Source organism: uncultured Pontibacter sp. (assembly GCF_947492645.1).
Classification (GTDB): domain Bacteria; phylum Bacteroidota; class Bacteroidia; order Cytophagales; family Hymenobacteraceae; genus Pontibacter.
The window spans coordinates 284613-308829 of sequence record NZ_CANLMZ010000006.1; the positions used below are offsets into that span (position 1 = coordinate 284613).

The 24217-nt window shown below is 46.2% G+C and carries 21 protein-coding genes and 1 pseudogene; 5 read left to right on the forward strand and 17 right to left on the reverse strand.

Annotated features, from left to right (window positions below; all coding sequences use genetic code 11):
* Positions 1-25 precede the first annotated feature (25 nt).
* The 3 genes from Q1A23_RS07805 to Q1A23_RS07815 form a co-directional block, all read right to left on the reverse strand.
* Positions 26-1192: an acyltransferase gene (locus tag Q1A23_RS07805; RefSeq protein WP_299821726.1), complete on the reverse strand. Its 1167-nt coding sequence runs from the start codon at positions 1190-1192 to the stop codon at positions 26-28.
* 96 nt (positions 1193-1288) lie between these two features.
* The gene (locus Q1A23_RS07810; protein WP_299821727.1) at positions 1289-2425 is read right to left on the reverse strand and encodes a helix-turn-helix domain-containing protein; all 1137 of its coding nucleotides are present in this window, start codon (positions 2423-2425) and stop codon (positions 1289-1291) included.
* Positions 2426-2543: 118 nt separating this feature from the next.
* On the reverse strand, positions 2544-5342 hold the full coding sequence (locus tag Q1A23_RS07815) for an outer membrane beta-barrel protein (protein ID WP_299821728.1): 2799 nt from the start codon (positions 5340-5342) through the stop codon (positions 2544-2546).
* 369 nt (positions 5343-5711) lie between these two features.
* On the opposite strand from Q1A23_RS07815, the gene Q1A23_RS07820 reads away from it, so the two are divergent.
* On the forward strand, positions 5712-6200 hold the full coding sequence (locus tag Q1A23_RS07820) for a DUF2062 domain-containing protein (protein WP_299821729.1): 489 nt from the start codon (positions 5712-5714) through the stop codon (positions 6198-6200).
* 169 nt (positions 6201-6369) lie between these two features.
* Here the strand turns inward: Q1A23_RS07820 and Q1A23_RS07825 are convergent, their stop codons facing one another.
* The 4 genes from Q1A23_RS07825 to Q1A23_RS07840 all read right to left on the reverse strand — a co-directional run bounded on the left by Q1A23_RS07825 (position 6370) and on the right by Q1A23_RS07840 (position 9850).
* Positions 6370-7248 (reverse strand): OmpA family protein, encoded by an 879-nt coding sequence (locus Q1A23_RS07825; protein WP_299821730.1) that lies wholly within the window; start codon positions 7246-7248, stop codon positions 6370-6372.
* Positions 7249-7347: 99 nt separating this feature from the next.
* Positions 7348-8211: a methylated-DNA--[protein]-cysteine S-methyltransferase gene (locus tag Q1A23_RS07830; protein WP_299821731.1), complete on the reverse strand. Its 864-nt coding sequence runs from the start codon at positions 8209-8211 to the stop codon at positions 7348-7350.
* A 119-nt stretch (positions 8212-8330) separates the two neighbouring features.
* Positions 8331-9047, reverse strand: coding sequence for a hypothetical protein (locus Q1A23_RS07835; RefSeq protein ID WP_299821732.1), 717 nt, complete (start codon positions 9045-9047; stop codon positions 8331-8333).
* A 74-nt stretch (positions 9048-9121) separates the two neighbouring features.
* On the reverse strand, positions 9122-9850 hold the full coding sequence (locus tag Q1A23_RS07840; protein WP_299821733.1) for a hypothetical protein: 729 nt from the start codon (positions 9848-9850) through the stop codon (positions 9122-9124).
* Positions 9851-9997: 147 nt separating this feature from the next.
* On the opposite strand from Q1A23_RS07840, the gene Q1A23_RS07845 reads away from it, so the two are divergent.
* Both Q1A23_RS07845 and Q1A23_RS07850 read left to right on the forward strand, forming a co-directional pair.
* The gene (locus Q1A23_RS07845) at positions 9998-10426 is read left to right on the forward strand and encodes an antitoxin Xre-like helix-turn-helix domain-containing protein (protein ID WP_299821735.1); all 429 of its coding nucleotides are present in this window, start codon (positions 9998-10000) and stop codon (positions 10424-10426) included.
* On the forward strand, positions 10423-10884 hold the full coding sequence (locus Q1A23_RS07850) for an RES family NAD+ phosphorylase (RefSeq protein WP_299821736.1): 462 nt from the start codon (positions 10423-10425) through the stop codon (positions 10882-10884). The genes Q1A23_RS07845 and Q1A23_RS07850 overlap by 4 nt, the downstream gene beginning before the upstream one ends.
* A 56-nt stretch (positions 10885-10940) precedes the next feature.
* Here the strand turns inward: Q1A23_RS07850 and Q1A23_RS07855 are convergent, their stop codons facing one another.
* From Q1A23_RS07855 to Q1A23_RS07865, 3 genes are all read right to left on the reverse strand, one after another.
* Positions 10941-11489, reverse strand: a complete 549-nt coding sequence (locus Q1A23_RS07855) for a GNAT family N-acetyltransferase (RefSeq protein ID WP_299821737.1) — start codon at positions 11487-11489, stop codon at positions 10941-10943.
* Between the two features lie 143 nt (positions 11490-11632).
* Positions 11633-13516, reverse strand: coding sequence for a M1 family metallopeptidase (locus tag Q1A23_RS07860; RefSeq protein ID WP_299821738.1), 1884 nt, complete (start codon positions 13514-13516; stop codon positions 11633-11635).
* Positions 13517-13705: 189 nt separating this feature from the next.
* Positions 13706-14311 carry a hypothetical protein gene (locus tag Q1A23_RS07865; protein ID WP_299821739.1) on the reverse strand — a complete coding sequence of 202 codons (606 nt, stop codon included), beginning with the start codon at positions 14309-14311 and terminating at the stop codon, positions 13706-13708.
* Between the two features lie 422 nt (positions 14312-14733).
* Between Q1A23_RS07865 and Q1A23_RS07870 the strand changes: the two genes are divergently transcribed.
* Positions 14734-15909, forward strand: a complete 1176-nt coding sequence (locus Q1A23_RS07870) for a serine hydrolase (RefSeq protein WP_299821740.1) — start codon at positions 14734-14736, stop codon at positions 15907-15909.
* A 124-nt stretch (positions 15910-16033) separates the two neighbouring features.
* Here Q1A23_RS07870 and Q1A23_RS07875 read toward each other — a convergent pair whose 3' ends face one another.
* Complete coding sequence (locus Q1A23_RS07875) at positions 16034-17062, reverse strand: N-acetylmuramoyl-L-alanine amidase (RefSeq protein WP_299821742.1); 1029 nt, start codon at positions 17060-17062, stop codon at positions 16034-16036.
* Between the two features lie 522 nt (positions 17063-17584).
* Between Q1A23_RS07875 and Q1A23_RS07880 the strand changes: the two genes are divergently transcribed.
* The gene (locus tag Q1A23_RS07880) at positions 17585-18571 is read left to right on the forward strand and encodes an aldo/keto reductase (protein WP_299821744.1); all 987 of its coding nucleotides are present in this window, start codon (positions 17585-17587) and stop codon (positions 18569-18571) included.
* A 63-nt stretch (positions 18572-18634) separates the two neighbouring features.
* Here the strand turns inward: Q1A23_RS07880 and Q1A23_RS07885 are convergent, their stop codons facing one another.
* From Q1A23_RS07885 to Q1A23_RS07910, 6 genes and pseudogenes are all read right to left on the reverse strand, one after another.
* Entirely contained in the window at positions 18635-18961 is a 327-nt protein-coding gene (locus tag Q1A23_RS07885) for a DUF983 domain-containing protein (protein ID WP_299822298.1), read from the reverse strand.
* A gap of 190 nt (positions 18962-19151) precedes the next feature.
* Positions 19152-19349, reverse strand: a pseudogene (locus Q1A23_RS07890) (helix-turn-helix domain-containing protein); the annotation flags it as partial.
* A 15-nt stretch (positions 19350-19364) separates the two neighbouring features.
* Entirely contained in the window at positions 19365-20027 is a 663-nt protein-coding gene (locus tag Q1A23_RS07895) for an AraC family ligand binding domain-containing protein (protein ID WP_299821746.1), read from the reverse strand.
* 45 nt (positions 20028-20072) lie between these two features.
* Positions 20073-22970, reverse strand: a complete 2898-nt coding sequence (locus Q1A23_RS07900; RefSeq protein ID WP_299821748.1) for a PD-(D/E)XK nuclease family protein — start codon at positions 22968-22970, stop codon at positions 20073-20075.
* A 46-nt stretch (positions 22971-23016) separates the two neighbouring features.
* The gene (locus Q1A23_RS07905) at positions 23017-23700 is read right to left on the reverse strand and encodes a hypothetical protein (protein ID WP_299821750.1); all 684 of its coding nucleotides are present in this window, start codon (positions 23698-23700) and stop codon (positions 23017-23019) included.
* 28 nt (positions 23701-23728) lie between these two features.
* Positions 23729-24163: a VOC family protein gene (locus Q1A23_RS07910; protein ID WP_299821751.1), complete on the reverse strand. Its 435-nt coding sequence runs from the start codon at positions 24161-24163 to the stop codon at positions 23729-23731.
* Positions 24164-24217 lie beyond the last annotated feature (54 nt).

Sequence of the window (24217 nt, forward strand, 5' to 3'; positions counted from 1 at the left end):
GCTTAACCGATATGGCGTTTATCTTTTAACCGACAATAGTTACAGGTTCTGCAACTGCAGAAGCGCTTTTCTCCTGTTTTTGCATAGGCTTTAACCCGAACGGCACCCGCAGCCAGTTTATGGGCATAATGAGGTAGCGCACCAGTATAAAGCAAAGTATAAAAGTACCCAGGCTGATGACGCCGAACTTAACACCTATACTTAAGGGCATATCGCGGAGGTAAAAGCCCATGGCTACAATAATAGTTTGGTGCAAAATGTAGAACGGGTACACCATCTCGTTTGCCTGCGCCAGGTATTTGTTTTTGATGTTGAGGTGCTGCAGGGCAAACCCAAGTATGGCCATCAGCCAAAACCAGCGGTTACTCTGCTTCAGGATAAAGTATAGGCTAAGCTCCATTCCCTCCAGGTCCACCCAGTTTTTCCAGTAGAAGGTATAAAGTATAAGGTAAAGTGTAGTAGCTGCAGCCAGGCTGTACCAGCGTATTTTTCTGATGCTGTCCTGCAGTTGCGGCACCTTCATTAGTATAAAGCCCATCAGAAAAACCGTGATGTAGAGGAAGTGATTCGCCCAGTCGTTGAGCAGCGCATTGGTGCCGGGAAAATATGGGTTTAACAGCACACCGCCCATGCTAAGCCAGGCCGCCGGAAGTATAAGAAGAAGCCAGCTGTTTAGCCTCTTCAGCTGTAAATCTACTTTACGGAGGTACAGGAAGATAGGCAGTAGCACTAAGCTGTAGGTAAAAATGTAGGCTAAATACCACAGGTGATGCCAGCTAAAGTTGCCTTCAGGGTAGGGCACTAACTCAAAAATAGAGGGGTAGAAGCTCCAGTAATCTGTAGCGGCACCTTGCACAACGCGTTCAAAGTATACTTGTGGGGGCACTATTAAAAGCATGCCCACCAGCAGCGGTATAAAGATGCGCTTTAGCCTGTCTTTTGCAAAGGTGCTGCCGTTGCGGTAGCCAAGTGCAAAATATACGCCCACTCCCGAAACCAGGAAGATAAGCGACATGCGCCATTGGCTCAGAAAAGACATGGGTACCTCCAACGCCTCGCTTAACTGGTTGTTTTTTACATGCCACTCCCAGTTCACGAAGAACATGCCCGTGTGGTAGAAGATGAGTAATGAGAAGGCCAGCACCCGCAGCCAATCGAACTCGTAGCGTCTGATTTTATTTTGTTTTTCCATAGCGGTTTGTTTTGATGCAAACCTAAACATGGAAGTATAAAAAACAGGAATCTGCCGGTAAGTACGAGGTGCTACTTTATAGGGAAGTACCGCATACTAACTAGAAATGGCTTTTTTGCGGTACTCTCCGGGTGTTTGGCCGGTGTGTTTTTTAAAGGCAGCGCTAAATGCCGATTTGGAAAGATACCCGGTTTGCTCTGCCACTTCCTCAATTTTAAGGTGCTGCGCCGCCGGGTTGGCAAGTATAGTTTCTGCCTCGTGTATACGCAGCGCTGCCAAATACTCAAAAAAGCTTTTGCCCAGGCACTCGTTCAGCACCTGCGACAGGTAATGCGGTGAAGTATGCAGCTGCTTAGCTAATACCGGGAGTGAAGCCGAAGGCTGTATATAAAATTTCTCCGACTCTGCCATTTTCAACTTTTGCAGCAGGTCCTGCTTTGCCTCATGGCTCAATGCCGACTTCTCATACTTAACCTGCACCACCGGCTGAAAAAAGGCAGAGCCTGTCAGTATTTTAAAACTTATGTAAAATAACTGCCCCACCAGGAAAACAGCCATAAAGTGATCGCCAAGGTCGCGCTCAAAAATAAGCTTTATAAGTATGAGCAATGCCAGCGTGGCAGCAAAGAAGTATAGCAACATCCTGGCCCAGGCATAGAAGTATGGATTGGCGCTTTCTGCAGTACGCTGCCTCCGGAAAAGCGCGAAACACAAACCCATGTATACAGTAATGTGCAGTATCGTTAATGCATTTACATAGTCAGATAGATGGATTGGATCGGGGGAATACGTATAGGAAACAGGCAGGTGAGCCAGCTCCGGAAAATAAGCACTAATATAACCGTTGTACTTTACCGCCTCTGGCTGAAGCATAAATAGCATGTGGTAGAGCAAGTATAAGCCGAAAGGCAGCAAGTGCAGCCATTGTTTTTTTGTAAGGTGCTGGCCGCTAAGGCTCCGGAAAAGCAAATAGGTGAGGGGGGCGATGGCAAAGTTTAAGGGTTCTGAGAAATCCACTAGCTGCAACACCTGAAACATAAGCCCGGAGTAGCACAACAGTATCTCGAGAAGGAGACAGGCAAAGCAAAATACAAATACTGCCAGCAACAGGTGGTGGTAGGGTTGCCTGTGCGGCTGCTTAGCCAGGAACAGCAGCGACAGGAAAAAACCCTGCACCACGCCCACCAGCAGTATGGCCGTGTACCAATCAAACCTGAAATAGTCTGTTACCATGTGTCGCGAAGTATAAAGCAAGATACAAATTTTTATACCTACCATCTACCTGGCCTCAGGCACAAATAAAAAAGGCCTGCAATGCTGCAGGCCTTTTTCTCTTATAAGTTAAGTGTGCTTAACGGCGTGGTCCCCAATTGCCGCGCTGGTTCTGCTCCGGGTCTGGCTGGTTGCCACCGCTCTTGAACTTGCGCAGGTTATAGCTAAAAGTAACCATAAAGTAACGCTGCAATACCGTTGACTGTACATCCTGCACATAATCGGCAGCTACAGTACGCTGTATGCTCAGGTTCTGCTTCAGCAGGTCATTAACACTTAAGCTAATCTCACCCTGCTGGTTTTTAAACACTTTTTTGCCAAGGCTCATGTTCCAAAGCAGGTAGCTGTTGTCTACACCGTTTGATAAACCTGAATTGTACTGGTGGTTCAACTCGGTGCGGTATACTATACCTTTCCAAAGAATCCAGTTGTAGCGCAGGTTCGTGTTTTGCGTGTAATAGTTGTTGTTACGGGCACTCTGCAAGGTATTGTCTACGATGTTGTAATTACCGAATGTCGAAACCGTAAAATCTATTTTCTCGCTGATGTTGCTGCTGATGTTTACGCCTAAGCCGGCTGTTTTAGTGTTGGCGTAATTTTCTTCACCGTCTATCATGCCTGGTATTCTGGAGTAGCCCAAAGAACCATTCACGTTAAAGTTGGAGCTTATAAAGTTAAGCGGTTGGCCGTAGTTAAAGAACGAGCGCACACTTACATAACCATCTAAGTTAACTGGACGAGATAGACGTGCTCCAACAGGTATGTTATAGGCGTCTGTGGTCTCGAAAGGAAGCACTTCTCTGTAGTTCTCGTTGCGGATGTTGTACACGCTGTTGGCAATGTAATTCTGTGTAACAGTACCAAACATACCTATAAAGAACACCTGATTTGTTTCCGGGTTAAAGTTACGGAAACGCAGGTTAAAGCGGCTCTGGTAATCCTGGTCCAGGTTCGGGTTACCGATACGCGGCTGTAAGGTGTTCGAGATATCCAGCACGTCCTGCAGCTGCTCTACCGATGGTGTGTTGGTATTGGTGCGCAGGCTGATGTTCAGGTTGCTTGAGTTCGAGAACTTATACTCATACTCAGCAGATGGAAGTATATTCGAGAAATTACGCTTCAGGGTATATGTTTCCGGAAACTCATTTTCGCTTTGCAACGTGGCATACTGGTACTTTACATCTGCCTGAAATCTTACTTTCTCAAATCTGTACTGGTAGCTTGGGCCAAAGCTTTGAGAAATGTAATCGCTCTTGAAGGTATTGCTTAGCTGTGGTGTAAAGTCTGTGTGTGCATTATCTGCTTCCACAAAGTTGAAGGCCCTTCTGTCGGAGTCGTTTACCTGGTTCCCGATGTTGTACTCCAGTTGCAGGCGCGAGTTCTCTGCCAGGCGCTGCGAATAGTTCAGGTCTGCAGACCATGACGTATTTGATTTATCAGAAGAGATAAACTGGTTACGGTAGTTGCTGCGGCTAGGGTCGATGTAATCTGTAAGGTCAGCTAGTTCGAACAAGTCACCGTTAGAGCTGTTGTAGCGTGTGTTAATGTTTGCTGTAAAGATTCTGCCTGAATCACCGAAACGGTGCGAGTACAGGATGTTGTTGCTTACGCTTATACTTGCCACCTCAGAGTCGTTACGCTCTTCTGACTCTGTCTCGTTACCAGCGTTGGAAGTTAAAAAGGCAGTACTGTTACGCAGCGAGTTGTTGTTTTGCACCGTGATGTTTGGTGTAATCAATAACCTGTTGTTCTGGTTAATGTTGTATTGCAAGCGGAAGTTGAAACGGTGGCTGTCTGAGATGTTGTTGTTAATGCTGTTCTCTCGGTACTCACGGTTCAGGTCGGTTGCAAAATAATCCTGGAAGCGGTACTGGTTGTTAACTGTTTCGCTGTTAGTGTAGTTATAGCTGCCGCCTACTTCAATTTTCTTGCCCCACATATCATTGTAATTAACACTAAAGTTGTTTGTGTTAATGATACCGTTCGGAGATCCGCCGCCCCACATTCTGCGGCCTCGCATGCCCCCGCCAGGTGTTTCGCCGATAGAGAAGTCGAACATGTTAATGTTGTTCGTTAAGCCTGTAACCGTGATTCTGCGGTTGTTGTTAAAGTAGTTTACTGTAGCGCCAACCATGTAGCGGTCGTCGGTTCCGTAGCCTACTGATGCTTTACCGGTGTAGCCAATGCGGGCTTCTTTCTTTGTTCTGAAGTTTAGTGTCTTGATCTTGTTGCCGTCATCAAAACCGCTGAAAGCTGCACGGTCGCTTTGGCCGTCAAATACTTCCACGCTCTCAATCATGTCGGCAGATATATTTCTTACTGCTGAGTTAACATCCTCGCCGGTATAGCGCTTTCCGTCAATCATTACCTGTTTTACGTCTTCGCCCTGTGCCTGAATTTTGCCTTCCTGAATAGTGATGCCGGGCATTTTAGTTACCAGATCCTCGGCACTTGCATCAGGAGCAGTTTTAAAGGCTTTTGCATTAAACTGCGTTGTATCGCCTTTTTGTTCGCCAAGCGGTGCACGGCCTACTACCTGCACCTCTTTTAGTGCAGTTGAGCCATCCTGCAAAAGCAACTGGCCCACATTTAGTGCGGCGCCCTGTACTTGTATCGTTCTGGAGAACTTATCAAAGCCGATGTAGTTAATCTCCATCGTATACTGGCCATTGGCCACGCGCTCAAACCTGAATTTGCCTTCGCCATCAGTCACAGTTGCTGTAACCGATGCATCCGATGCTTTTTTAAGCACCACGTTGGCGCCCGGAAGCGCTGTTTTATCGCTGCTACTCTGTACGGTGCCGTAAACAGCAAAGCTCTGTGCATAGGCTTGTACGGTGCCTATCAGTAGAAACAGAAAAGGTAGTATTCTTTTCATTTAATGTTAAAGATGTTTATATCTAATGTTGATGTTATTGACTTCAAAAAAGTAGGATGGTTTAAATCCTGTTCAAAAATAATCTGATAAGATGTATACCGGCTGCTTTCGTATAACTGAAGCTGGGAATGGATCAGGTTGCTCCTTTTTTAATGGTTCGGGATTACTTTAGGCGGGTTGTCGTAAACAGCACCGCTTTAGTAAAACATTTACCTGCAAGGGAGGTTACTTTCCTGGGTTTATAGTATAAAAAGGAGCTCCCAGACTTTATTTTTATACAGATGCTTTTACCTGCAACTATTTTTGTTTGTGCGGAGTCTTATAAATACAAAGAGCAACAGTAGCCTTTCTTCTTCTTCTTACTACACTATGTCCGTTATAGGAATTACTTCAAGTTTTTTTAGGCAAAGGCTTATAAGCCCGATAGCAAACCTGCTGAAGCAGGGCATGACGCCCCATAAACTTGCCGTAACTGTTGCCTTAGGCACGGTAGTGGGAGTGGTGCCTGCCTTTGGGCTTACCACCGTTTTAGGAACAGCTCTTGCCGCCCGATTCCGGTTGAACATTGCGGCCACTATACTTATAAGTTACCTCATGCAGCCGCTTCAACTGCTGCTGATTATACCTTTTGCCAGGTTAGGCGTTTTTATATTTGGGCTACAGGAGCTGCGCTTTTCCCTTGACGAAATGACAAGTATGTTCCAGGCAGATTGGTTAATGGCCTTAGACCTGCTATGGAAGGCGAACCTGGCAGCCGTTGCATGTTGGGCGCTACTTGCCTTGCCAATCGGAGGGCTTTTATACTTGCTTTCTCTTCCGCTACTAATAAAGTTCCTGCCAAAGCCTGTGCAGGCTTAGTATAGCTTTCTCAGGCTGGTCAATTCAATTAACTAATTTCCTCAAAAAGTGGGCGTTACCTTGCTATTGGGATAGTGATTTGATGAATACCTTCTGAGCCAAGGTATTTAAAGCACAAAGGCCAACCTCTGTTTAGGGGCTGGCCTTTGTATAAGTATAAATTCTGAGCTTAGGTTGTCTCTAAGATCTGGAACAGCTCATCCAGTTTCGGAGTAAGTATAATCTCAGTACGGCGGTTCTTCTGGCGGGCTTCTTTTGTTTTAGCCTCATCCAATGGCACGTACAGCGATCGGCCGGAAGGGGTAACGCGTGTTGGGTCTACACCTGCAGTTGTTAAGATACGGGTAATCTCAGTAGCGCGTAGCACGCTCAGGTCCCAGTTATCCTGCATGCCTACTGTGCCTCTTGCAATCGGCACATCATCGGTATGGCCTTCAATAAGTACGTTTACATCTTTCTGCTCTTTAAGCACCGATGCCAACTTACGAAGCGCATCTACTCCCTTAGGGTCCACTTTGGTAGAGCCGGAGTTAAATAACAGCTGCTCAGCAAGGCTTACGTATACTTTGCCGTTGCGCACATCAATGGTCAGGTCTTTATCGTTAAAGCCAAGCAGGGCATTAGTTACTTTATTGCGTAGGTTGGCTACGGCTCTTTCTTTTTCATCCAGGATGCGCTGCAGCTCTGCCAGGCGCTGCTCACGGGCCTTCAGGTCGGCGTTAAGGCGCTCGATCTGCGATTTGCTCATGTTCAGGTTTTCGCCTAGTGTTTTTCCTTCCTTCAAGGCTTTTGCTAAACTCTGCTGGTACTCCAGTTTCTGCTGTTCCAGTTCAGCTTGTGCCTGCTCCAGACTTGCTTTTTCTTCTTCCAGAAGTGCTTTTTGCTGCTCCAGGCTCAGTTTCTGCTTTTCAAGGTCAGCTTTTTCAACTTCAAGGGTGTTCTTGCGGCTCATCAGGTCGTCGTACTTTTTCTTCGACACTACGCAAGACGAAAGCGACATACTTCCTGCCAAAAGGAAAACCGACGCTCTTAGTAAATTCTTTTTCATAAGGGATTATACTTTGGCTATTTGATTACAAGGCTAAGGAACAAATATAGTAAAATATGCTTGCGGACCCGGGAAAAACGGAATTATTTATACTGTAACTCAGAACATTGACAGCTGCTCCGGCTGTGGTTCAATCTGTACTTGGTTTCGTGCAGCTTCCCATCCGATCATGGCCATTTTGCGTTCGCTGCCCCAGCGGTATTCCCCTATGCCTCCTATACTTTTAATAACCCGGTGGCAAGGTATCAGGAAGGCAATCGGGTTGCTGCCAATGGCCGTACCCACAGCCCTGCTGGCGGTTGGTTGCCCGATTTGCTGCGCCAGGCTGGCATAGGAGGTAAGGCAGCCTTCGGGTATGCGAAGCAGCGCCTCCCATACTTTAAGCTGAAATGGAGTGCCCTGCAAGTGTAGTCGTATTTTAGCTGCGGGTTGCTGTTGCGTGCGCTGGAAAAAGACCTGTACCTGCTCGTGCTGCGCATCCAAAGCATTAACCAATTCGGCTTTAGGCCATGTTTGCCGTAGTTCTACCAGGGCGGCAGCCTGGTCCCTGAAAAAATGCAGGTGGCATATACCTTTAGGGGTAGAGGCAACGATATAATTGCCGAACGGGCAGCTGTTTATACTATACTTTAATTGTAACTGCTGGCCCAATTGTTTAAAAGTACCCGGTGTGATGCCTTCTATACTTAGAAATAAATCATGCAGGCGGCTGGTGCTTGATAAGCACGAGCACTCAGCTGCTTCGGCAAGACTGACTGTTTTAGCCATTACCGCTTTGGCGTGCTGCAGCGTGAGGTACTGCAAAAACTTTTTGGGACTCACACCGGCCCATTCTGTAAATACCCGCTGAAAGTGGAACGGGCTCATGCAGGCATGGCCTGCCAGTTCTTCCAGGTTGGGCTGGCGAAGCGCATTTGCCCTGATGTACGCCAAGGCGGCGGCTACAGTCTGGTAATGGTTCATGTTCTATGTATGTTGTTGCTGCATTAAAAGTCAGAAAAGGCCCGCTAACTGGCAACCCGAAACTTGCTAAAATGCCTGCAACGAAAAACCCCGGTTTGTGCCGGGGCTTTGTTTTATTTTTAATTTACTATTTCAGCTGTGTCTGATGACCGGAAGAAGCCTTGTGGATCTGGCATTTTCTCAACCAGTTCGGAAATGTAGGCGTAATCGATCACGGTCATGTTTAGCATGCGGCTTTTGTGCAGGTAGTCCCATGCATCGGTATACTTCTTCTCATAGAACTTAATTACCGATGTATTGTAAAGCACATAAGCGTTTTGTGGCTCTGCTGCCAAGGCCTCCGTTACAAAACCATTTGCTTTTTTCAGGTTCTTTTTCTTTTTATCCTTTTTGTAGATAGACAGGTAAGAAGTGGCAAGGTCTGAAAGGATCATGGCGTTTTTTGGGTCTAAGGCTTGTGCCTTTTCGTAGTACGTGATTGCGTCTTTGTCGCTACCTTTGGCAGCGCTTATCAAACCAAATGCCCAATAAGTGTCTTTATTGTTTGGGTTAAGCAGCCAGGCGAGGTTAAAGCGGTACATAGCTGTATCTACCTGTCCTTCGTTGTAATAATCCCAGCCGCGCTCCATAAAAAACTGGCTGGCTTCCTGGCGGTTAGTAAAGCTTTTGTCACAACTTGTCAGAAACCGTTCATCTTTTTTCTGTTGCTCCTCGGTCTTAGCTTTGTTGCCAAACATGGGTAGTACCAGGTAGCTTTGTTCCGTTTGCTGCTCCTGGGCAAAACTTAAGTTGGCGGCAAACAGCACCGCAGCAAAGGCAAATAATATTCTTCTCATCTTCAAAAAGGTAGGTTAGTGTTACGATACCTGCAACGCTATAAATTTAAGCTAACGGTACTTTAATAGCAAACTTAATGTACCATTGCACGGGTATAAACGCCTTTGGGGTCTTTTTGCTTATCCAGCAGGGCTGCTACAAAGTTTTTGTCTGCCTCTTTCTTTTTGCCGCCAAGGCTTTTGTGCAGGTAGCTCCAGGCCTGCTCATACTCTTTTAGGTAGTAACTGTTGATGGCCAGTTTGTAGTAGGCGCCGGCTTGCTTTGGGTTAAGCTTTACAGCTTCCTGCAGTAATTTCCTGCTTTGCAGCAGGTCTTCAGGGTTGCTGGTTGTATAAAAACGGTTCAGGTGGCTGGTTGCCACATCGGTTAGCAACTGTGGGTTGTTCTTGTCTCTTTCGAGGGCCCGGTAAAGGGTATACAATGCTTTGTCGTGTTCTTTTTGTTCGCCATACACTTTGCCGTAGCCCCAAAGTATATCGTTATTCGTGCTATCCATTAGCCAGGCGCGGCCAAAGAGGTAAGTTGCAGAGTCTAGTTTTTGCTCGTTAAAATTGCGCTGGGCCTGCAGTACATAATATTTGCCTGCCATTTTTTTACTTTTAAACCGTTTGGTGTTGTCCTTCAGAAATTTCTGTTGGTTTGCCTTTTGTGTTGGCGTTTTAGGTTTTTTTACCGGTACTACATCGGCCATGGTCAGTACTGGCTGCTGTGTTACCTGTTGGTTTTCTGTGATGGCATTTTGAGTGTTGCAGGCACTTATGCCTGCTGTAAGCAACCCAACTGCCACTATCCAATTTCGCATGCTCTTTTACTTTGGTTTTGGCTTGTAACGTTTGGCCTGCAGAAATAGTGCTTTTACATCCGGTTATGCCAGCGTAAAACTTATTTGCGACAATTGGCGTTTTTATTATGACAAAGTTCGTATATTTGGGTATAACAAACAGAAACTATGGGACAAGCCTTAGACATTAGAGCAGGACTTAGCTATAAGCTGATTGATGACCGTGATGTATTTATGCTGATAAGCACGGTGCGCGAAGGCATCAAATATGCACTTTTCCAAAGTATAGCCGATAAAAGTCCCTTCAGCACTACAGAGTGGTCTGGTTTTCTGCACCTCTCTGAGCGCACGTTTCAGCGTTACAAAAAAGATAAGCGCACCTTTGACCCGCTGCACTCAGAAAAAATACTGGAAATAACTCTTGTCTATAATAAAGGCGTGGAGGTGTTCGGCGACAAAGCTAATTTTGATGCTTGGCTGGAAGCAAAGAACGTTGCGCTTGGCGGCATCAAACCAAAAGAGCTGCTGGATAACACCTTCGGTATCGGCCTGCTAAAAGACGAACTTACACGTATAGAGCACGGCGTTCTGGCATGATCGTTTACCGCCTCAGCAGAAGTAAATTCCGAAACGATTTATCTGGCAGAGGAGCAGAGCTGGCAGGCGGACGCTGGAACAGTAAAGGCACGCCCATGCTTTATACCAGCGAATCCATCGCGCTTTGCACCGTTGAGGTGGCTGTGCACATGCCGCTTGGTATCGTGCCGCTGGATTATTACCTGGTGCAAATCCAACTGCCAGATGATGCAGCCATACAGGAGATAAAACTGGAAGACCTGCCGGAAGTATGGAAGACATTTCCGCATGCCAACGTTACCCAGGAAATTGGCGACAACTTTGTAATAGAAGGGCAGCACCTCATACTTAAAGTACCATCTGCCACGGTTCAAGGCAACCACAACTATCTCGTTAATCCCCGCCATCCTGAGTTCAGCAAAATAAAGGTAATAGGCGCAGAGCCATTTGAGTTTGATAAGCGGCTTTTTGTGAAGTAGTAGGGCCGGTGTGCTTTTACTGTGGAGCTATACTTTTGAGGCCTCGCTCAAGTCATTTAATTAAACCGTTCGTGCAGATGAGTTGTTTTGATGCGCCAATAATAAAACTTATCGGTTTGCCGGCTCAGCGTGAAGCCATTTTTCTGGAGCACACGGATAGAGGCTTTATTATTTTGAGCAGTCTCAGCCATAACTGTTTTAATGCGTGGCTGCATATTTGCCCACTCCAGGAAAGCCTTGACTACTTTCGTCATCCAGCCTTTGCCTTCGTAGCGGGGGTATACCCCATAACCTATCTCAATCTCGCCTTCAGCGTCAGGGCCTTTTTTTATAAGCAAATCTGCAACTACACGGTTCATGTCTTTTGAGACAGCCAGCCAGCGGGTACAAAAAACGGCATCTGCGGGTAAGGCATTGCGCAGCCTCGGGAGTATATACTTGTCGTTAAGGTTTTGCAGTACTTTCGGATTAAACAGCTCGTTGTCGCGCACGCCCAGGCTTATCGTCACTTTCTCCGGGTTTTCGTTGAAGTTCTCCATCTGCTCGAGCGTGAGCGGGTAAAGTATGATTTCGTCTGTTTCGATTGCAGCCAGGGTTGTTTCCATAGTATAACCTTAGAGATGAAGTATACGATGCAAAGTATAAATATAAGGCAGCTTGTGTAAAAATTAAAAAGCCACCGCAGTTAAACACCGGGTGGCCTTTTATGCAATGCGCCAAGTATAAATAAAGTGCTTGCTAAACAGGGCTAATTTGCCTGCTGCTTTACTTCATACGTATTGTTGCTTTTGTTACTGTCTGGTGTGTAAGTGCCTTTTAGCTCTAGTTTTTTTACCAGTTTGGCAGGCTTAAAAGTAAGCGAGGTAGTTTTATTGCCCTTTTCCCAAACCGATACATCCTTGTGCATTGTCGTGGTGGTGCCATCGGTGTAGGTTATCACCAGGTCAACGGGTACTGGTTTGCTGCCAAGGGCTTCCACCGTTACATCATACATCCCAGCCTGCTCTTTTACTGCTGCGATGGCCAGGTCAGGGTAGCCGCTATCGAAAAACCAGCGTTGCCAGAACCAGTTTAGGTTACGGCCGGAAGCGGTGTTGATAGCATTGAAAAAGTCGAAAGGTTGCGGGTGCTTGCCGTTCCATTGGCTGATGTAGAAGTGCAGCGCTTTCTCAAACTGCTCCTCGCCCAACAGGTCGCGCACATACAGATAACCCAAGGCCGGCTTCGGATATGAGTTCAGGAACATAGTAGTGCCGTTTTGCTGCGTGGTAAGGGTGGAGATCGGTAAATCTATCTCGGTGCCGGCAACTGCTCCGTAAGGTGCTACGCCATAATCATCTGTTATACTTGGGTCGATGATCGGGGTGATCAGCCATTCGCCCATGGTAGCCCAGCCTTCATCCATCCAGCCATACTTTGTTTCATTGGTGCCCATGTAAAATGGAAACATAGCATGAAAAATCTCATGGTCTGTCAGCATGATCGTCTCGGCACGGTCCTCTATGGGGTTATCGTTTACCATCATCGGGTACTCCATCTGCGCCAACCCCTGAAAAACTGTTATGTGCGAGTAAGGGAATGGCCATTTCGGGAAGTTGTAGCTCATGGCTTCCACGGTTTTACGCCCAAAATCCACTACTTCATAAAAATCTTTTTGCTTTGGCAGGAAAGCGGCATCCACACGGGTGCGGCGCTTTGTTTTAGGGTCTACCACCAAACTAGTCGATTTCCACATATAACGGTCGCTGGTGGCAAAGGCAAAATCTATCACGTTTTTAGCTTCATACTTCCAGGTGTTCGTCGCGTTTTGTGCGGTAACGTCTTTTCGGACAAGGTCGGTGCTGTCGATGATCGTGATGATGGCATCCTTCTTTTCGGCCTGCTCCAGGCGCTTCACGTACTTTTTCTGCAGTACTTCTTTGACATTCATTAAGTCGCCGGTTGCCCATACTATATGGTTTTTCGGCACCGTAACCTCAAATTTAAAGTTGCTGAAGTCGTTGTAAAATTCCTGAGAGCCGTTGTAAGGCGTACGGTTCCAGCCGTCAATATCATCGTACACAGCCACTCTCGGGAAGAAGTAGGCAATAAAGTGCGAGCCTTCGTCTACCTGTCCGGTGCGGTTATGCGAGCCTTTGTTTAAAGTATAGCTGTAAGTAATGCTTATACTTGCCTTTGCCTTAGGAGCAAGCGCATTTATACTTACTGGCAGGTTTGTGCCATCAACTCTAAGTTTGCTAACATCTTCAGTCTTGCCGTTTAAGCTAAATTGCTGTATGTGCACACCATCAGTAACATCGTCGGGGTTTATACTTCGGGCACGGGCAACCCCTTTTTTGTAAAAGTTGGGGTAAAGCTTAAACCAGATTTGTTTTAAAGTATCGGGGCTGTTGTTGCTGTACTCAATGTTTACAGTACCCGAGAGCAGGCGGGTGGCAGGGTTAAAACTAAGCTTAATGTCGTAGTCTGCTGCATTTTGCCAGTAGTTCTGTCCGGGGCGTCCATCGGCGGCGCGGGTGCCGTTTTCGTAAGCCTTTTGGATGTTGCGCGGCATCTGCAGTTCGGTTTGGGCAAAACCCTGCAAGCCGAAGAGCAGCAAAACAGCCGCTAACGTAGTTTTTATGTTTAGCATGTAAAAAAGGTATTTTAAATGCAAAGTAAGGCTTTTTTGCGAAGTTGCAGTCGCAATACCACATGCTTCTGTTCTCTATTGTTGCAGGTGCAGGTGTAGCCACAGGACAAGCACTTTCCGTGAAATAGAAACAAAAAATGCCGCTGTACATGTATACAGCGGCATTTTTAAATAATAAGCCTTATGCTTTTACCTGTTTCTGGCAGGTAAGTATACTTGTAAACCAAGTGCCAGATTCAGACCTGAAGCTCCGTTTCCTACCGATATGTCGGCGCTTGTTCTTGTGTAACCAAGTATGGCCTCCAGCGCAACGTTTTGTGCAACAAAGTGCGCATAGCCAGCCCTTAGTCCAAATACCCCTGAAAAGACAGCATCACCGTCGCTGTCTTCTTCAGAGCTACCGCCTATACCCGCAACGGCCTCACCAAACCAGCGGTGGGTAGGCGCAGCGCCCTCCGGAAAGTAGTAGCGCACAAAAGGAGTAAGGCCATAGCGGAAAGTCTCGCCTCCATCGTAAATATCAAGCCCTAACTGTACCTCTGTACCGATGGCCGCGTTATCACTTATAAAATAACCGGCCCTTGGGTTTAAATTCAAAGTAAAAAAATCTGATTTAAAGTTCATGCCAATGTCTGCAATGCTGGCACCGATAATCCAGTTGCCTTCTCTAACAGCATCGGAAGCTACCGGGGCAGTTGTCTGAGGTCTGCGTTCCCTGATTTCTTCCTCAATTTGAGCAGAAGCCGAGAAGCTAAAAATTAATAAAAATGCCGAGAGTATACCTAGTTTTTTCATAGTCTTCATGTAGGTTTAAATGATAAGTTATTAAGTGTCATTGTATTAATATGATACTTGTTTTAACGCTTTCAGACCTACTTAGTTACTGATTTGCAAACAGGCAGCGTGAAAAGCGCATTGCACAGCCATGCCAGAATGGCAATTCAGAACACGTATAAGTGGAAGATGAGAAAGCGCTGAGGTAGTAGGAAGCAAAACGCTGCGCACCTGAAATACTCCTGATTCTGGATGTGCTGTTCCAGTTACAGTTGCAACTGAAACAGCAATGCTATACTTTGTAGAATCAGTAAGTTAGATCAACAGCAGCATACCATATTTCGTACTATATGCGGATATTTACTTATGCTTTTTGCGTGTTATTAAGTTTACAGCAACTCTTTGCAGGCGAGGTCTTTTCTCAGAAAAGAGATACCCTTTTTTTGCAAAAGTTACTGTACAACCAAAAGGACTCGCTTTTAAACCATGTGTTGCTGAACGTAGGCAAGTACCAGGTACAGGTGCTCTACACGCAAATAGACCGCGACAAAAACAATTTCCCCAGTTTTAAGAGTTATACTTTGGGCGTAGACCCGGACCGCTATTATTACCCGGCCAGCAGCATAAAGCTGCCAACAGCGGCGGCGGCACTCGAAAAAATAAATAACCTCCAGGTTGCCGGCCTTACCCGCGACACACCTATGCGCACCGACAGCGCCTATGCCCGCCAAACACGCGCCATCACCGACTCTACTTCACCAACCGGACTCCCATCAGTCGGGCATTATATTAAAAAAATACTCCTTGTTAGTGATAACGATGCCTACAACCGCCTGTATGAGTTTGTGGGGCAGCAAACCCTGAATGAAACCCTGCACCAGAAAGGATACAGCGATGCCCGGATAATTCACCGGCTATCGGTAGGAGACAGCGGAGAACGCACCAGGTATACTAACCCTGTTACATTTTACAAGGATGGCGAGGTTATTTACAAACAGCCGCTTGTTTACAACCCTAAAACGTACCCCAATAAGCTGAAAACTACAAGCCTGGGCGTTGGCTACTACCAGGATGGTAAATTAGTGTCCGGACCAATGGATTTTTCTGACAAGAACTTTATTACCATTGCCTCACAGCAAGCTATACTTAAGTCGCTATTATTTCCGGAGACGGTGCCGCAACAGCAGCGCTTTAATTTAACCGCAGGCGATTATGCGTTCCTTTACCAGTACATGGGTTTGCTGCCAGGCGAAAGCAACTATCCGGCTTACAACAGCGGCGAGTACCACGATAGCTATGCCAAGTTCCTGTTGTTTGGCAGCGAAAAAGAGCCATTGCCCAAGCACATCCGCAGCTTTAATAAAATAGGGGATGCCTACGGTTTTTTAATAGACAACGCGTACATTGTTGATTTCGAAAACAAGGTGGAGTTTATGCTGACTGCCGTTATACTTGTAAACGAGACCATGATTTTTAATACCGAGGATTACCAGTATGATACTGTAGGGTTGCCGTTTATGAAGAAACTGGGGCAGGCGGTATACCAGCACGAGTTAAAGCGCAAACGCAAGTATAAACCTGACCTTAGCCGTTTCGAGGTAGTTTACCAGCAACCTTAAGCTGCCAGTTAGTGTAAACGGGCACTTAAACTGGGGCCTGAGTATGGCAAAAGTGGGGCAGGGGCAAATCAACAACTACAAGCAGGTACTTTGGCTGGTATACTTTGGTGCCTAGCTGTGCGGGTTACTTGTTCTTGTAGTCCCTGATGATACCTTCGCAAATCCAGTTGGCAAGCGCCTGCCGGTTGTTCGGGATTACAAAACGGCGCTGGTCCAGGTTGTTGCGGATGTTTCCGAGTTCGATGAATACAGTAGGCGGGTGGCTATACTTTACCACATACAGGCTACTGCGGTGCGAAACAGTTCCGGTATAACTGCGCTCTGGTTGGTGGCGGTTATACTTGTTATTGAAAGTCTGGTGTATGCTTTCGGCTAATTTCTGGCCGTCGGCGCTGTTCTCGTGGTGGTAAAAGAACACATCAATGTTTTTGCGTTCGCTTCGGCTGTCGATGTGCAGCGAAAGCATGCGCTGGTAAGCACCTTTGTGTTTGCCATACAAGCTGTTGATTGAGTTTACGCGCTGGCGCAGGCGTTGCGTCTGGCTTAATGAGATTGCCTGCCCGTTATAGTTCACTTCGTCACGGTCCATTTTAAGGATGCTTTCGTCCCGGATGCCGTCGTCTTTATCCTGCACAATAGTGTAAACGGTAGCGCCATGTTCCATTAAGCGTCGTGCTAAGCGTAACGTCACGTCGTAAGCATATTCGTCTTCGGCAAGCGAGTAGGGTCCATACTTTCCTACTGCGCCTGGGTCTGGTCCGCCGTGCCCGCCAACCAGGTAATATACTGCACCCTTCAGTTTTTGATCAAGTACCTCTACACGCTCATACTTATTACCAAACAGCGACACATACTTTACCCGCGAGGATGATGCTTCGGAAGGTTTACTGGTGGAGACTGCCGTAGTAGAGGCTTCTATGGCCGTAGTGGCAGGTAAAACATAGGTTCTGCCTACATACAGGCTGTTGTTCTCACCCAGGTTGTCTTTGTTAAGCTCCAGGAAGTGTTGCAAATGTGAGGGGGTGAGCCCATGCCTGCGCAGCAAAGTATAAATGCCATCGCCCTGCTTAGCCACCACCCGAAGCATGGTTGTCTGTGCAAAGCCCTGGATCGTTAAAAGGAATAGTAAGAAGGGTAAAATAATTACACGCAAAGCAATAAACTTTTTGGGAAAACGAATTTGAGTACAGCGATATTACAAAAAATGCCTGAGTGATAAAAGGAAAGCACGATACCAGGCTTCTAAAAATAGATTTTATACTTGTAAAACTTCATTATTTACTAAATATCTACATTAAAGCTGCTGTTACCGGTATCTCTACATTCTCATCATGATCGTACAGCAGGTTACTTAAAACCAGCCTCAAGTGTTTTGCCAGCATCAACAATTGCTTTGTGCTAACGTACTTTTTAAAGGTAATGCACTATAAACCAAATATCTGCGCTTATGAATATTTATATTTGATCGCATCTTTTAGATGATCAGACGAAGGTACAGGTACTTGCGAAGGTATAAAAAAGCCCAAAGTATGGGCACAGATGCATACCGTAATACTATCCAAAACCTGCTGGCCATTAATTACAGCAAGGTGCGGCAGTAATTTTAAAGCGCAAAAATAAACGTATAAACCAAGAGCAGGTACCAGCAGTTGCCTGCTATTTAAGCATAAATCACATGGAAAAAAGAAAACTGGGAAAGCAGGGCCTCGAAGTATCGGCTTTAGGCTTGGGCTGCATGGGCATGTCCGACTTTTACAGCAACCGCAACGACAACGAATCAGTTGCCACCATACACCGTGCGCTGGAACTAGGTGTTAACTTTCTGGATACTGCGGATATGTACGGGGTAGGCGCTAACGAAGAACTGGTAGGAAAAGCCATCCGCGACAGGAGGGATAAAGTAATTATTGCAACTAAGTTTGGCAACGTGCGGGGTGAAGACGGATCTTTTCTGGGTGTAAACGGGAAGCCAGACTATGTTAAGAAAGCCTGCGACGCCAGCTTAAAACGCCTCGGAGTAGACTATATTGATTTATACTACCAGCACCGCGTAGACAAAAATACTCCGATTGAAGATACCGTGGGCGCTATGGCAGAGTTGGTGAAAGAAGGCAAGGTGCGCTACCTGGGCCTTTCTGAAGCATCTGTGCAAACTATACAGAAGGCAAACAAGGTACACCCGATTACCGCTTTGCAGACAGAATATTCTTTGTGGAGCCGCGATGTGGAAGATGAGATTTTACCGGCATGCCGTGAGCTCGGGATTGGCTTTGTACCCTACAGCCCCTTAGGCAGAGGTTTTTTAACCGGTCAGTTTAAAAAGTTTGAGGATTTGGAGGAAGATGATTACAGACGTCAGTCGCCACGCTTCCAGGGAGATAATTTCCAGAAGAACCTGGACCTGGTAAAGAAAATTGAGGAACTGGCTTCGCAGAAAGGCTGTACACCATCGCAGTTAGCATTAGCCTGGTTGCTGGCGCAGGGAGAAGACCTGGTGCCAATACCCGGCACAAAGCGGCGTAAGTATCTCGAGGAAAATGTAGGTGCCCTGGATGTTTCGCTGACGAAGGAGGAGATGCAGCAGATAGACCATATTGCGCCCAAGGGTGTGGCAGCTGGCGGCAGGTACCGCGACGAGCAAATGGCTAGTGTCAATGTATAAAAGATAGAGTTTTACCCGGGGATGATGTGTGCGCATTTCTCCCCGGCTATATACTTTCCGGTGCTATTTACCAGTTACTTGTTTCGGTTTACCTTGATAACTCATAAAAATGTTGATCCAGATCGATCTGGACAACCTGAAGCTAACTGGTAATAAGCCAACTACTACAGCAATTAGCGCAAAAGTCATCATCAGGATTGTTACTTCTTCCACAAAGAAAGAAAGGACTATCCATACAGCAACAAAAATAGCCGTACTGAAGGCGTAACTCACAAACATGGCACCGTAGTAGTAGCCAGGCTCTGGCTCAAAGTGCTGCCCACAACATTCACATTTTTCTTTCATCTCGGAAAATCTGCGATAGTTGTAAAGAGTACCTTTTTCAAACATATCTCCTTCGTGGCATTTGGGGCACTTTGCATATAAAATGCTATATAGTTTATTTCCTTTCAGGGGCATGGCTTTGTTCTTTTGGTATGAACAAAGGTAAGTAGGGCTCTTGTGGGTTTGGCTGCACTTTTAATCCGAAATGATGCACAATTTTACCTGAGGGCTTGCAGTACTCATTTTAAAAATAACGTCAGTTTATACTTTGCTCCTGCCTGAACTGCTCCGGCGTTAGGTTGGTGTGTTTTTTAAAGAACCGGAAAAAGTATGGGATCTCGAAAAAGCCTACCTCTGCTGCCACCTGTTTTATACTAAAGTGCGAGTGTATCAGCAGTCTTTTCGCTTCAAGTATAATCCTTTCCTGTATCAGCTGCGTGGTGGTTTTCCCAAGAGATTTTTTACATACCTAATTCAGGTGCCTGGATGTTGTGTTTAATTTATCTGCATAAAAGCTAACTGGCTGGTGCTCCTTGTAATGCTTATCTATAAGGCGCTGCAGCTGCAGTAATGCTGGTAGTACAGGTGCAGCAGATGCTACCTCAGTACGCGCTGCAATGTATAAGCGCTGTAGTCTAACCAGTAGGATATCGAGGTAATCGCGAAGTATATCATCTTTAAACTGCAGTTGTTGCAGGTACTCTTGCTGCATGTGCAGCACCACCTGTGTTAGTTGCCTTTGCATTGCTTCAGGAAGCATGAGGGGCACATTGCCTGCATGTGTATTAAAAAATGGGAAGCTGTAAAGTTGCTTTTGCGCCAGGTAATATTCTTGTGTAAAGAAAAGTATAAAGCCATCAGCATCCTCAGAAAGTTTCCAGCTATGCACCTGCCCGGGTGCAAGAAAAAATACCGCTCCAGGGTTTACAGGGTACTCTTCGAAATCGATTGTATGCGTACCGGTGCCATTTGTAACAAACATTACAATAAAGAAGCTATGCTTGTGCGGCTTCTGAACAAATTTATGTTCTCGCAGGTGATCAGATAGAGCGCTCAGGTAAAAGAATTTTGCATGCTGTTTCCCGCTTTTAAAATCCTCGATCCTATAAATTGGCAGTTGTTCCTGAGCCATGCTGTTTGTTTATCTACCGGTATATTAATCTCCTAAATCACCTCTCTATCTCGCACAAATGCCTCTATAGGCACACCACTGGCACACGTCAAGATCCTTTGTTTTCTGTATAGGCTCTTTCGGGTCGAGCATACTGTTCACAAAGTCAGAGAGCAATTGCTCAGAAGCTGGTATAAAATCCTGTCCTATGGCCTCCATAAAGTTAAACTCCGAAGAGAGCACTCCCGGGTCCAGGTTGCGGAAAGAGATAATGCCCGACTTCGGATCTATACTTGGCGGCGACACATGTGGTGCGTTCCGCAAAATCTCCTCGGGTTCGCGCTGCAGGGTGCGGTGCAGGATGTACTCGTACAGCCATAGCTGGCGGGCCTTGCCATACTTTGCATCAGTTAAAAAGTGCAGCTCCACATCCTCGGGTTTAATGCGCAGCTGGTTCTGCTCAACCTTTCCGGTTTTATAATCTATCACGCGCAGTTCGTGGCCCGTCAGGTCTATTCTATCTGCTTTGCCGGCTATGCGTACCTGCAGCGTTTCGCCGTTTACCTGCACCGGAAGTATGGCATCCAGGGTATCTTCGAGGCGCAGCACGTAGAGCGGCAGTTCGTCAGAGGCCTTCAGCTTTTGCAGGTATTTCTCCAGCACCTCCACGGCTACTTTGTAGAGCAGGTAGTTCATGCCGCGCTCTGGTTTGGCACCTTGTGTTACTTTGCTAAACTCAGCCTTTGTTTTGGCTGGTAAGGTCTGCAGCATCTGCTCTACATGTTCGGCAAGTATAGGCTCACCGCTTTGCACATGTGGCTTAAAGAAATCTTCCAGCACCTGGTGCACAATGGTACCAAACTGGTCGGCTCCTAACTGTTCTTCCACCTCATCTATCTCCTGCATTTTAGCGATGCGGGTAAAGTAGTATTGCAACGAACAGTTAATGTACATATTCATGTGCGAAGGGTAGAGGCCACGTTCCAGTTCCTTCTTCAGCTGGGCTATGGTTTCAGGCGTTTTTTCTATCAGGATATCCTCTTCATACTTGCGCGTCTGTTCCTGCTCTACTGCGGCCGTCATGTCGCGGAAGGTGATGCGCGGGTTGCGCAGGGCCAGGTCGTTCTGCAGCTGAAGTATAAAGCGGCTCTTTTCGCCGGAGCCGTAGGTATCGGAAGGCAGCACATACAGCAGATTTACACGCTTGGCACGCTGCAGCAGGCGGTAAAAATTGTAAGCCATCGAACCTTCGTTTTCGGCATAAGTTGGCAAACCAAACTGGCGCAGCACATCGTAGGGCATTAGCGATTCGTGGCGCTTTGGTGCAGGCAAAGTGTTCTCGTTTACCGAAAGTATGATCAGGTTCTCAAAGTCCAGGGCACGCGTCTCAAGCATACCCATGATCTGTACTTCTGAAATTGGCTCACCGCTAAACGGCAATCGTGTCTGGCCTATCAGCTCATACAGAAACTTTTTAAAGCTACGCACCGAAATCTTATGCTCACGGCAATCAAAAATCGTATCGAGGCGCTTTACTAAAGTATAAAATATGTAGAGGTATTCAGTCTCAATAGTATTGTGGCCGTGGCTGTATACTTCGCGCAGCAATTCAATCAGCCTGAACATCGACACGATGATATCATCGCAATCGCGCCAACTAGTGAACAGCACTTCAAACAGCGGGTGGTGGTTACTTAACTCCAACAGTTCTTCAGCGCGTATCAACACCTTGTTTTCCTTTACCATTTTCTCCAGCACCTGCTGTATCATACCGTGGTACTTCGCCTGCTCCGGATCATCGTTCAGGTGCAGTTCGTACCTCCGGATGAAAGGGTGTGTGAGCAGCTTAGTAACCGACAGGTGGTGGTACTGGTGTACTTTGTAGCCGGTGTCGTGCAGTTGCGTAACGCCGGATAAGTGTACCTCAAAAAGCAGGTCTACCAGGTTGAACAAAGGCGTGCCTTTAAAGCTCAGACCCATGGTAACGTTATAGGTCGGGATATGGTCGGGAATGGAGTGCAGCACCGGCAGGAGCAGGGTTTCGTCGGGCAGTACAATGGCTACCTGCGCATGCTTGTCTTTCTCACGGATCTCCTGCAACAGCTGTCCGGCCAGTTTGCCCTGCATGCTGGCATTGGCCACGCCAATTACGTTTATCTCTTTCTCATCCGTCAGCAGCAGGTTTTGCTGCCAGCGCCACTCCGGCAGTTTCCAGGTGCTTTTATACTTTCTCAGGAAGCTTCCGGCTCGGTTGGGCGTGTTTTCTTCCATGTAAAAATCATCGCTATCGAATAACACCTCAGCCTTGTCGTGCTTTAGTAACGTTTTAATGATCTTTTCTTCAGATACTGTCAAGCTGTTCAGGCCGATAAAGATGAACTGCTGGCACTCCGGCGACTTTGCTATACTTTCAATTTCGCGGGCTACTTTCCGGAAGGCCATACCGGTGTAGGCCTGCTTGTTTTCTAACAGCCTCTTTTGCAGGTTGTGGTAGGTTTTCTCAATATTGTCCCACAGGCTGAAGTATTTCTTTAATGTAGGAGATACATCCTTACCCAGGAATTTTGGGTCCCAGCGTTCCAGGGCTTTGGCTTCACTCAGGTAATCAAATAGTTTTCCGGTATCTACCAGGTTCTGATCAATGCGGCTGAAATCGTCGAGTAATGTGCCGGCCCAGGTTACAAACTGATCGAAATCAAGGTGCGGGTCCTGTTCGCGCATCAGGTCGAACAGCTCCAGCTGCAGGTTTATCGGCTCCACCACATCTGTCTTGGCCAGTTTCCGGATAAAATCTTCCATGGCATGCACCTCCGGCGACCAGATGGGCTCTGGTGCTGCCTGTGCCAACGCTGTTTTAAAGAAGAAACTTGCACGCCGCGACGGCAGCACAATACATAGGTCGCTTATGTTCTCTTTGTACTTTTCATAAATATACTTTGCCGTTAGCTCCAGGAAGGTTTGCACGTGGGTAATCTAGTTTTGAGTGGGTGGTTTTATTCAAAAGAAAAGCTTATGCTTTTGCAGTTTGTTGTTCAAGAAGTAACTCAATATTGACGTATTCAGTAACTTTTGAAAGGTATTTAAGTAGTGATTTGATAAAAAGTAGACTTCCTATCATTTCAAGTGATTCCTCTGATACCAACAATACGCCATAAAAAAAGTCTTCATGATAGGTATTTGATAGGTAGATACCCTCAATTATTTCTAAGCCAAGGGCACCTGAAACATAGCATGTTGCCGCTCTCAAAAATTCATTTCTAGTATCAGAAGGAAGAAGTAATAAGAATTTGATATGAAACGGAATTAGGATACACAGCAAAGTAACACTAATAGTAATGTCACCATTATTTAACAAGCTCCTTACTGTTGCTGCCTCATCAATAGATAGATAAAGAAATATAAATGATAATACTTGCCAGTTTCTAGTGAAGCTATCATTTAAGTTATTCTTATAATTTGATATAATCCAAATTAATAATGCTGAAATTAAAAGTAAAAGTGCTGAAAAGTAAGTGGGTAAATTGGACTCATGCTCAAGGCCAAACTGTGGAACGAAATTTTTGGCAGTTGGAAAACCTAGATGATACTTTAACACCATAGAAATTACTCCAAGGAATATTAAAATGAGCGTTATAATCCATAACACCTTTATTATGACATTTGATTTTATGATTACTTTAAAGTTGTTTTCCATCTAAGCTTTTAATAATAATTCTAATACCTTAATGTATCGACGGAATCTTTGTATCACCGTTATCATCCAAAGGCAAGTATGGGTTAAAGGCAATCTCCCACAGGTTATCATCCGGGTCGGCGATGTAGCCGCTGTAGCCACCCCAGAACACTTTCTCAGGTCGCTTTAAAACACGTGCACCCTTTTCTTCCAGCTGTGCTACCAATAGGTCTACTTCCTGCTCCGAGCGTACATTGTGCGCCAGCGAATACCTTCTAAAGCCGCTGCCTTCAGGCTCTACACCGGCATCGTCTGCCAGCGACTCCTGCGGGAAAAGTGCCAGTTGAATACCGTTCAGCTGAAAAAATACAATACCTTCTGTGCTGCTTTCTGTAGGCTTCCAGCCGAACACGTTCAGATAAAAGTCGCGTGAGCGCTGCAGGTTTTTCACGCCTATGGTGATAAGTGTTAATCGCTGTTCCATGGTTGCCTCTTCTTAAATCCGTCTATGATAAAGTATAAAAGTATGAAGTTATTT

What these genes read in the sequence shown, in the direction of transcription:
- Q1A23_RS07815 (WP_299821728.1), bottom strand. Translation starts at nt 5,342, where the DNA reads ATGAAAAGAATACTACCTTTTCTGTTTCTACTGATAGGCACCGTACAA.
- Q1A23_RS07830 (WP_299821731.1), bottom strand. Translation starts at nt 8,211, where the DNA reads ATGAACCATTACCAGACTGTAGCCGCCGCCTTGGCGTACATCAGGGCA.
- Q1A23_RS07885 (WP_299822298.1), bottom strand. Translation starts at nt 18,961, where the DNA reads ATGTTTGAAAAAGGTACTCTTTACAACTATCGCAGATTTTCCGAGATG.
- Q1A23_RS07840 (WP_299821733.1), bottom strand. Translation starts at nt 9,850, where the DNA reads ATGCGAAATTGGATAGTGGCAGTTGGGTTGCTTACAGCAGGCATAAGT.
- Q1A23_RS07910 (WP_299821751.1), bottom strand. Translation starts at nt 24,163, where the DNA reads ATGGAACAGCGATTAACACTTATCACCATAGGCGTGAAAAACCTGCAG.
- Q1A23_RS07865 (WP_299821739.1), bottom strand. Translation starts at nt 14,311, where the DNA reads ATGAAAAAACTAGGTATACTCTCGGCATTTTTATTAATTTTTAGCTTC.
- Q1A23_RS07805 (WP_299821726.1), bottom strand. Translation starts at nt 1,192, where the DNA reads ATGGAAAAACAAAATAAAATCAGACGCTACGAGTTCGATTGGCTGCGG.
- Q1A23_RS07825 (WP_299821730.1), bottom strand. Translation starts at nt 7,248, where the DNA reads ATGAAAAAGAATTTACTAAGAGCGTCGGTTTTCCTTTTGGCAGGAAGT.
- Q1A23_RS07855 (WP_299821737.1), bottom strand. Translation starts at nt 11,489, where the DNA reads ATGGAAACAACCCTGGCTGCAATCGAAACAGACGAAATCATACTTTAC.
- Q1A23_RS07880 (WP_299821744.1), top strand. Translation starts at nt 17,585, where the DNA reads ATGGAAAAAAGAAAACTGGGAAAGCAGGGCCTCGAAGTATCGGCTTTA.
- Q1A23_RS07895 (WP_299821746.1), bottom strand. Translation starts at nt 20,027, where the DNA reads ATGGCTCAGGAACAACTGCCAATTTATAGGATCGAGGATTTTAAAAGC.
- Q1A23_RS07810 (WP_299821727.1), bottom strand. Translation starts at nt 2,425, where the DNA reads ATGGTAACAGACTATTTCAGGTTTGATTGGTACACGGCCATACTGCTG.
- Q1A23_RS07860 (WP_299821738.1), bottom strand. Translation starts at nt 13,516, where the DNA reads ATGCTAAACATAAAAACTACGTTAGCGGCTGTTTTGCTGCTCTTCGGC.
- Q1A23_RS07850 (WP_299821736.1), top strand. Translation starts at nt 10,423, where the DNA reads ATGATCGTTTACCGCCTCAGCAGAAGTAAATTCCGAAACGATTTATCT.
- Q1A23_RS07905 (WP_299821750.1), bottom strand. Translation starts at nt 23,700, where the DNA reads ATGGAAAACAACTTTAAAGTAATCATAAAATCAAATGTCATAATAAAG.
- Q1A23_RS07845 (WP_299821735.1), top strand. Translation starts at nt 9,998, where the DNA reads ATGGGACAAGCCTTAGACATTAGAGCAGGACTTAGCTATAAGCTGATT.
- Q1A23_RS07820 (WP_299821729.1), top strand. Translation starts at nt 5,712, where the DNA reads ATGTCCGTTATAGGAATTACTTCAAGTTTTTTTAGGCAAAGGCTTATA.
- Q1A23_RS07835 (WP_299821732.1), bottom strand. Translation starts at nt 9,047, where the DNA reads ATGAGAAGAATATTATTTGCCTTTGCTGCGGTGCTGTTTGCCGCCAAC.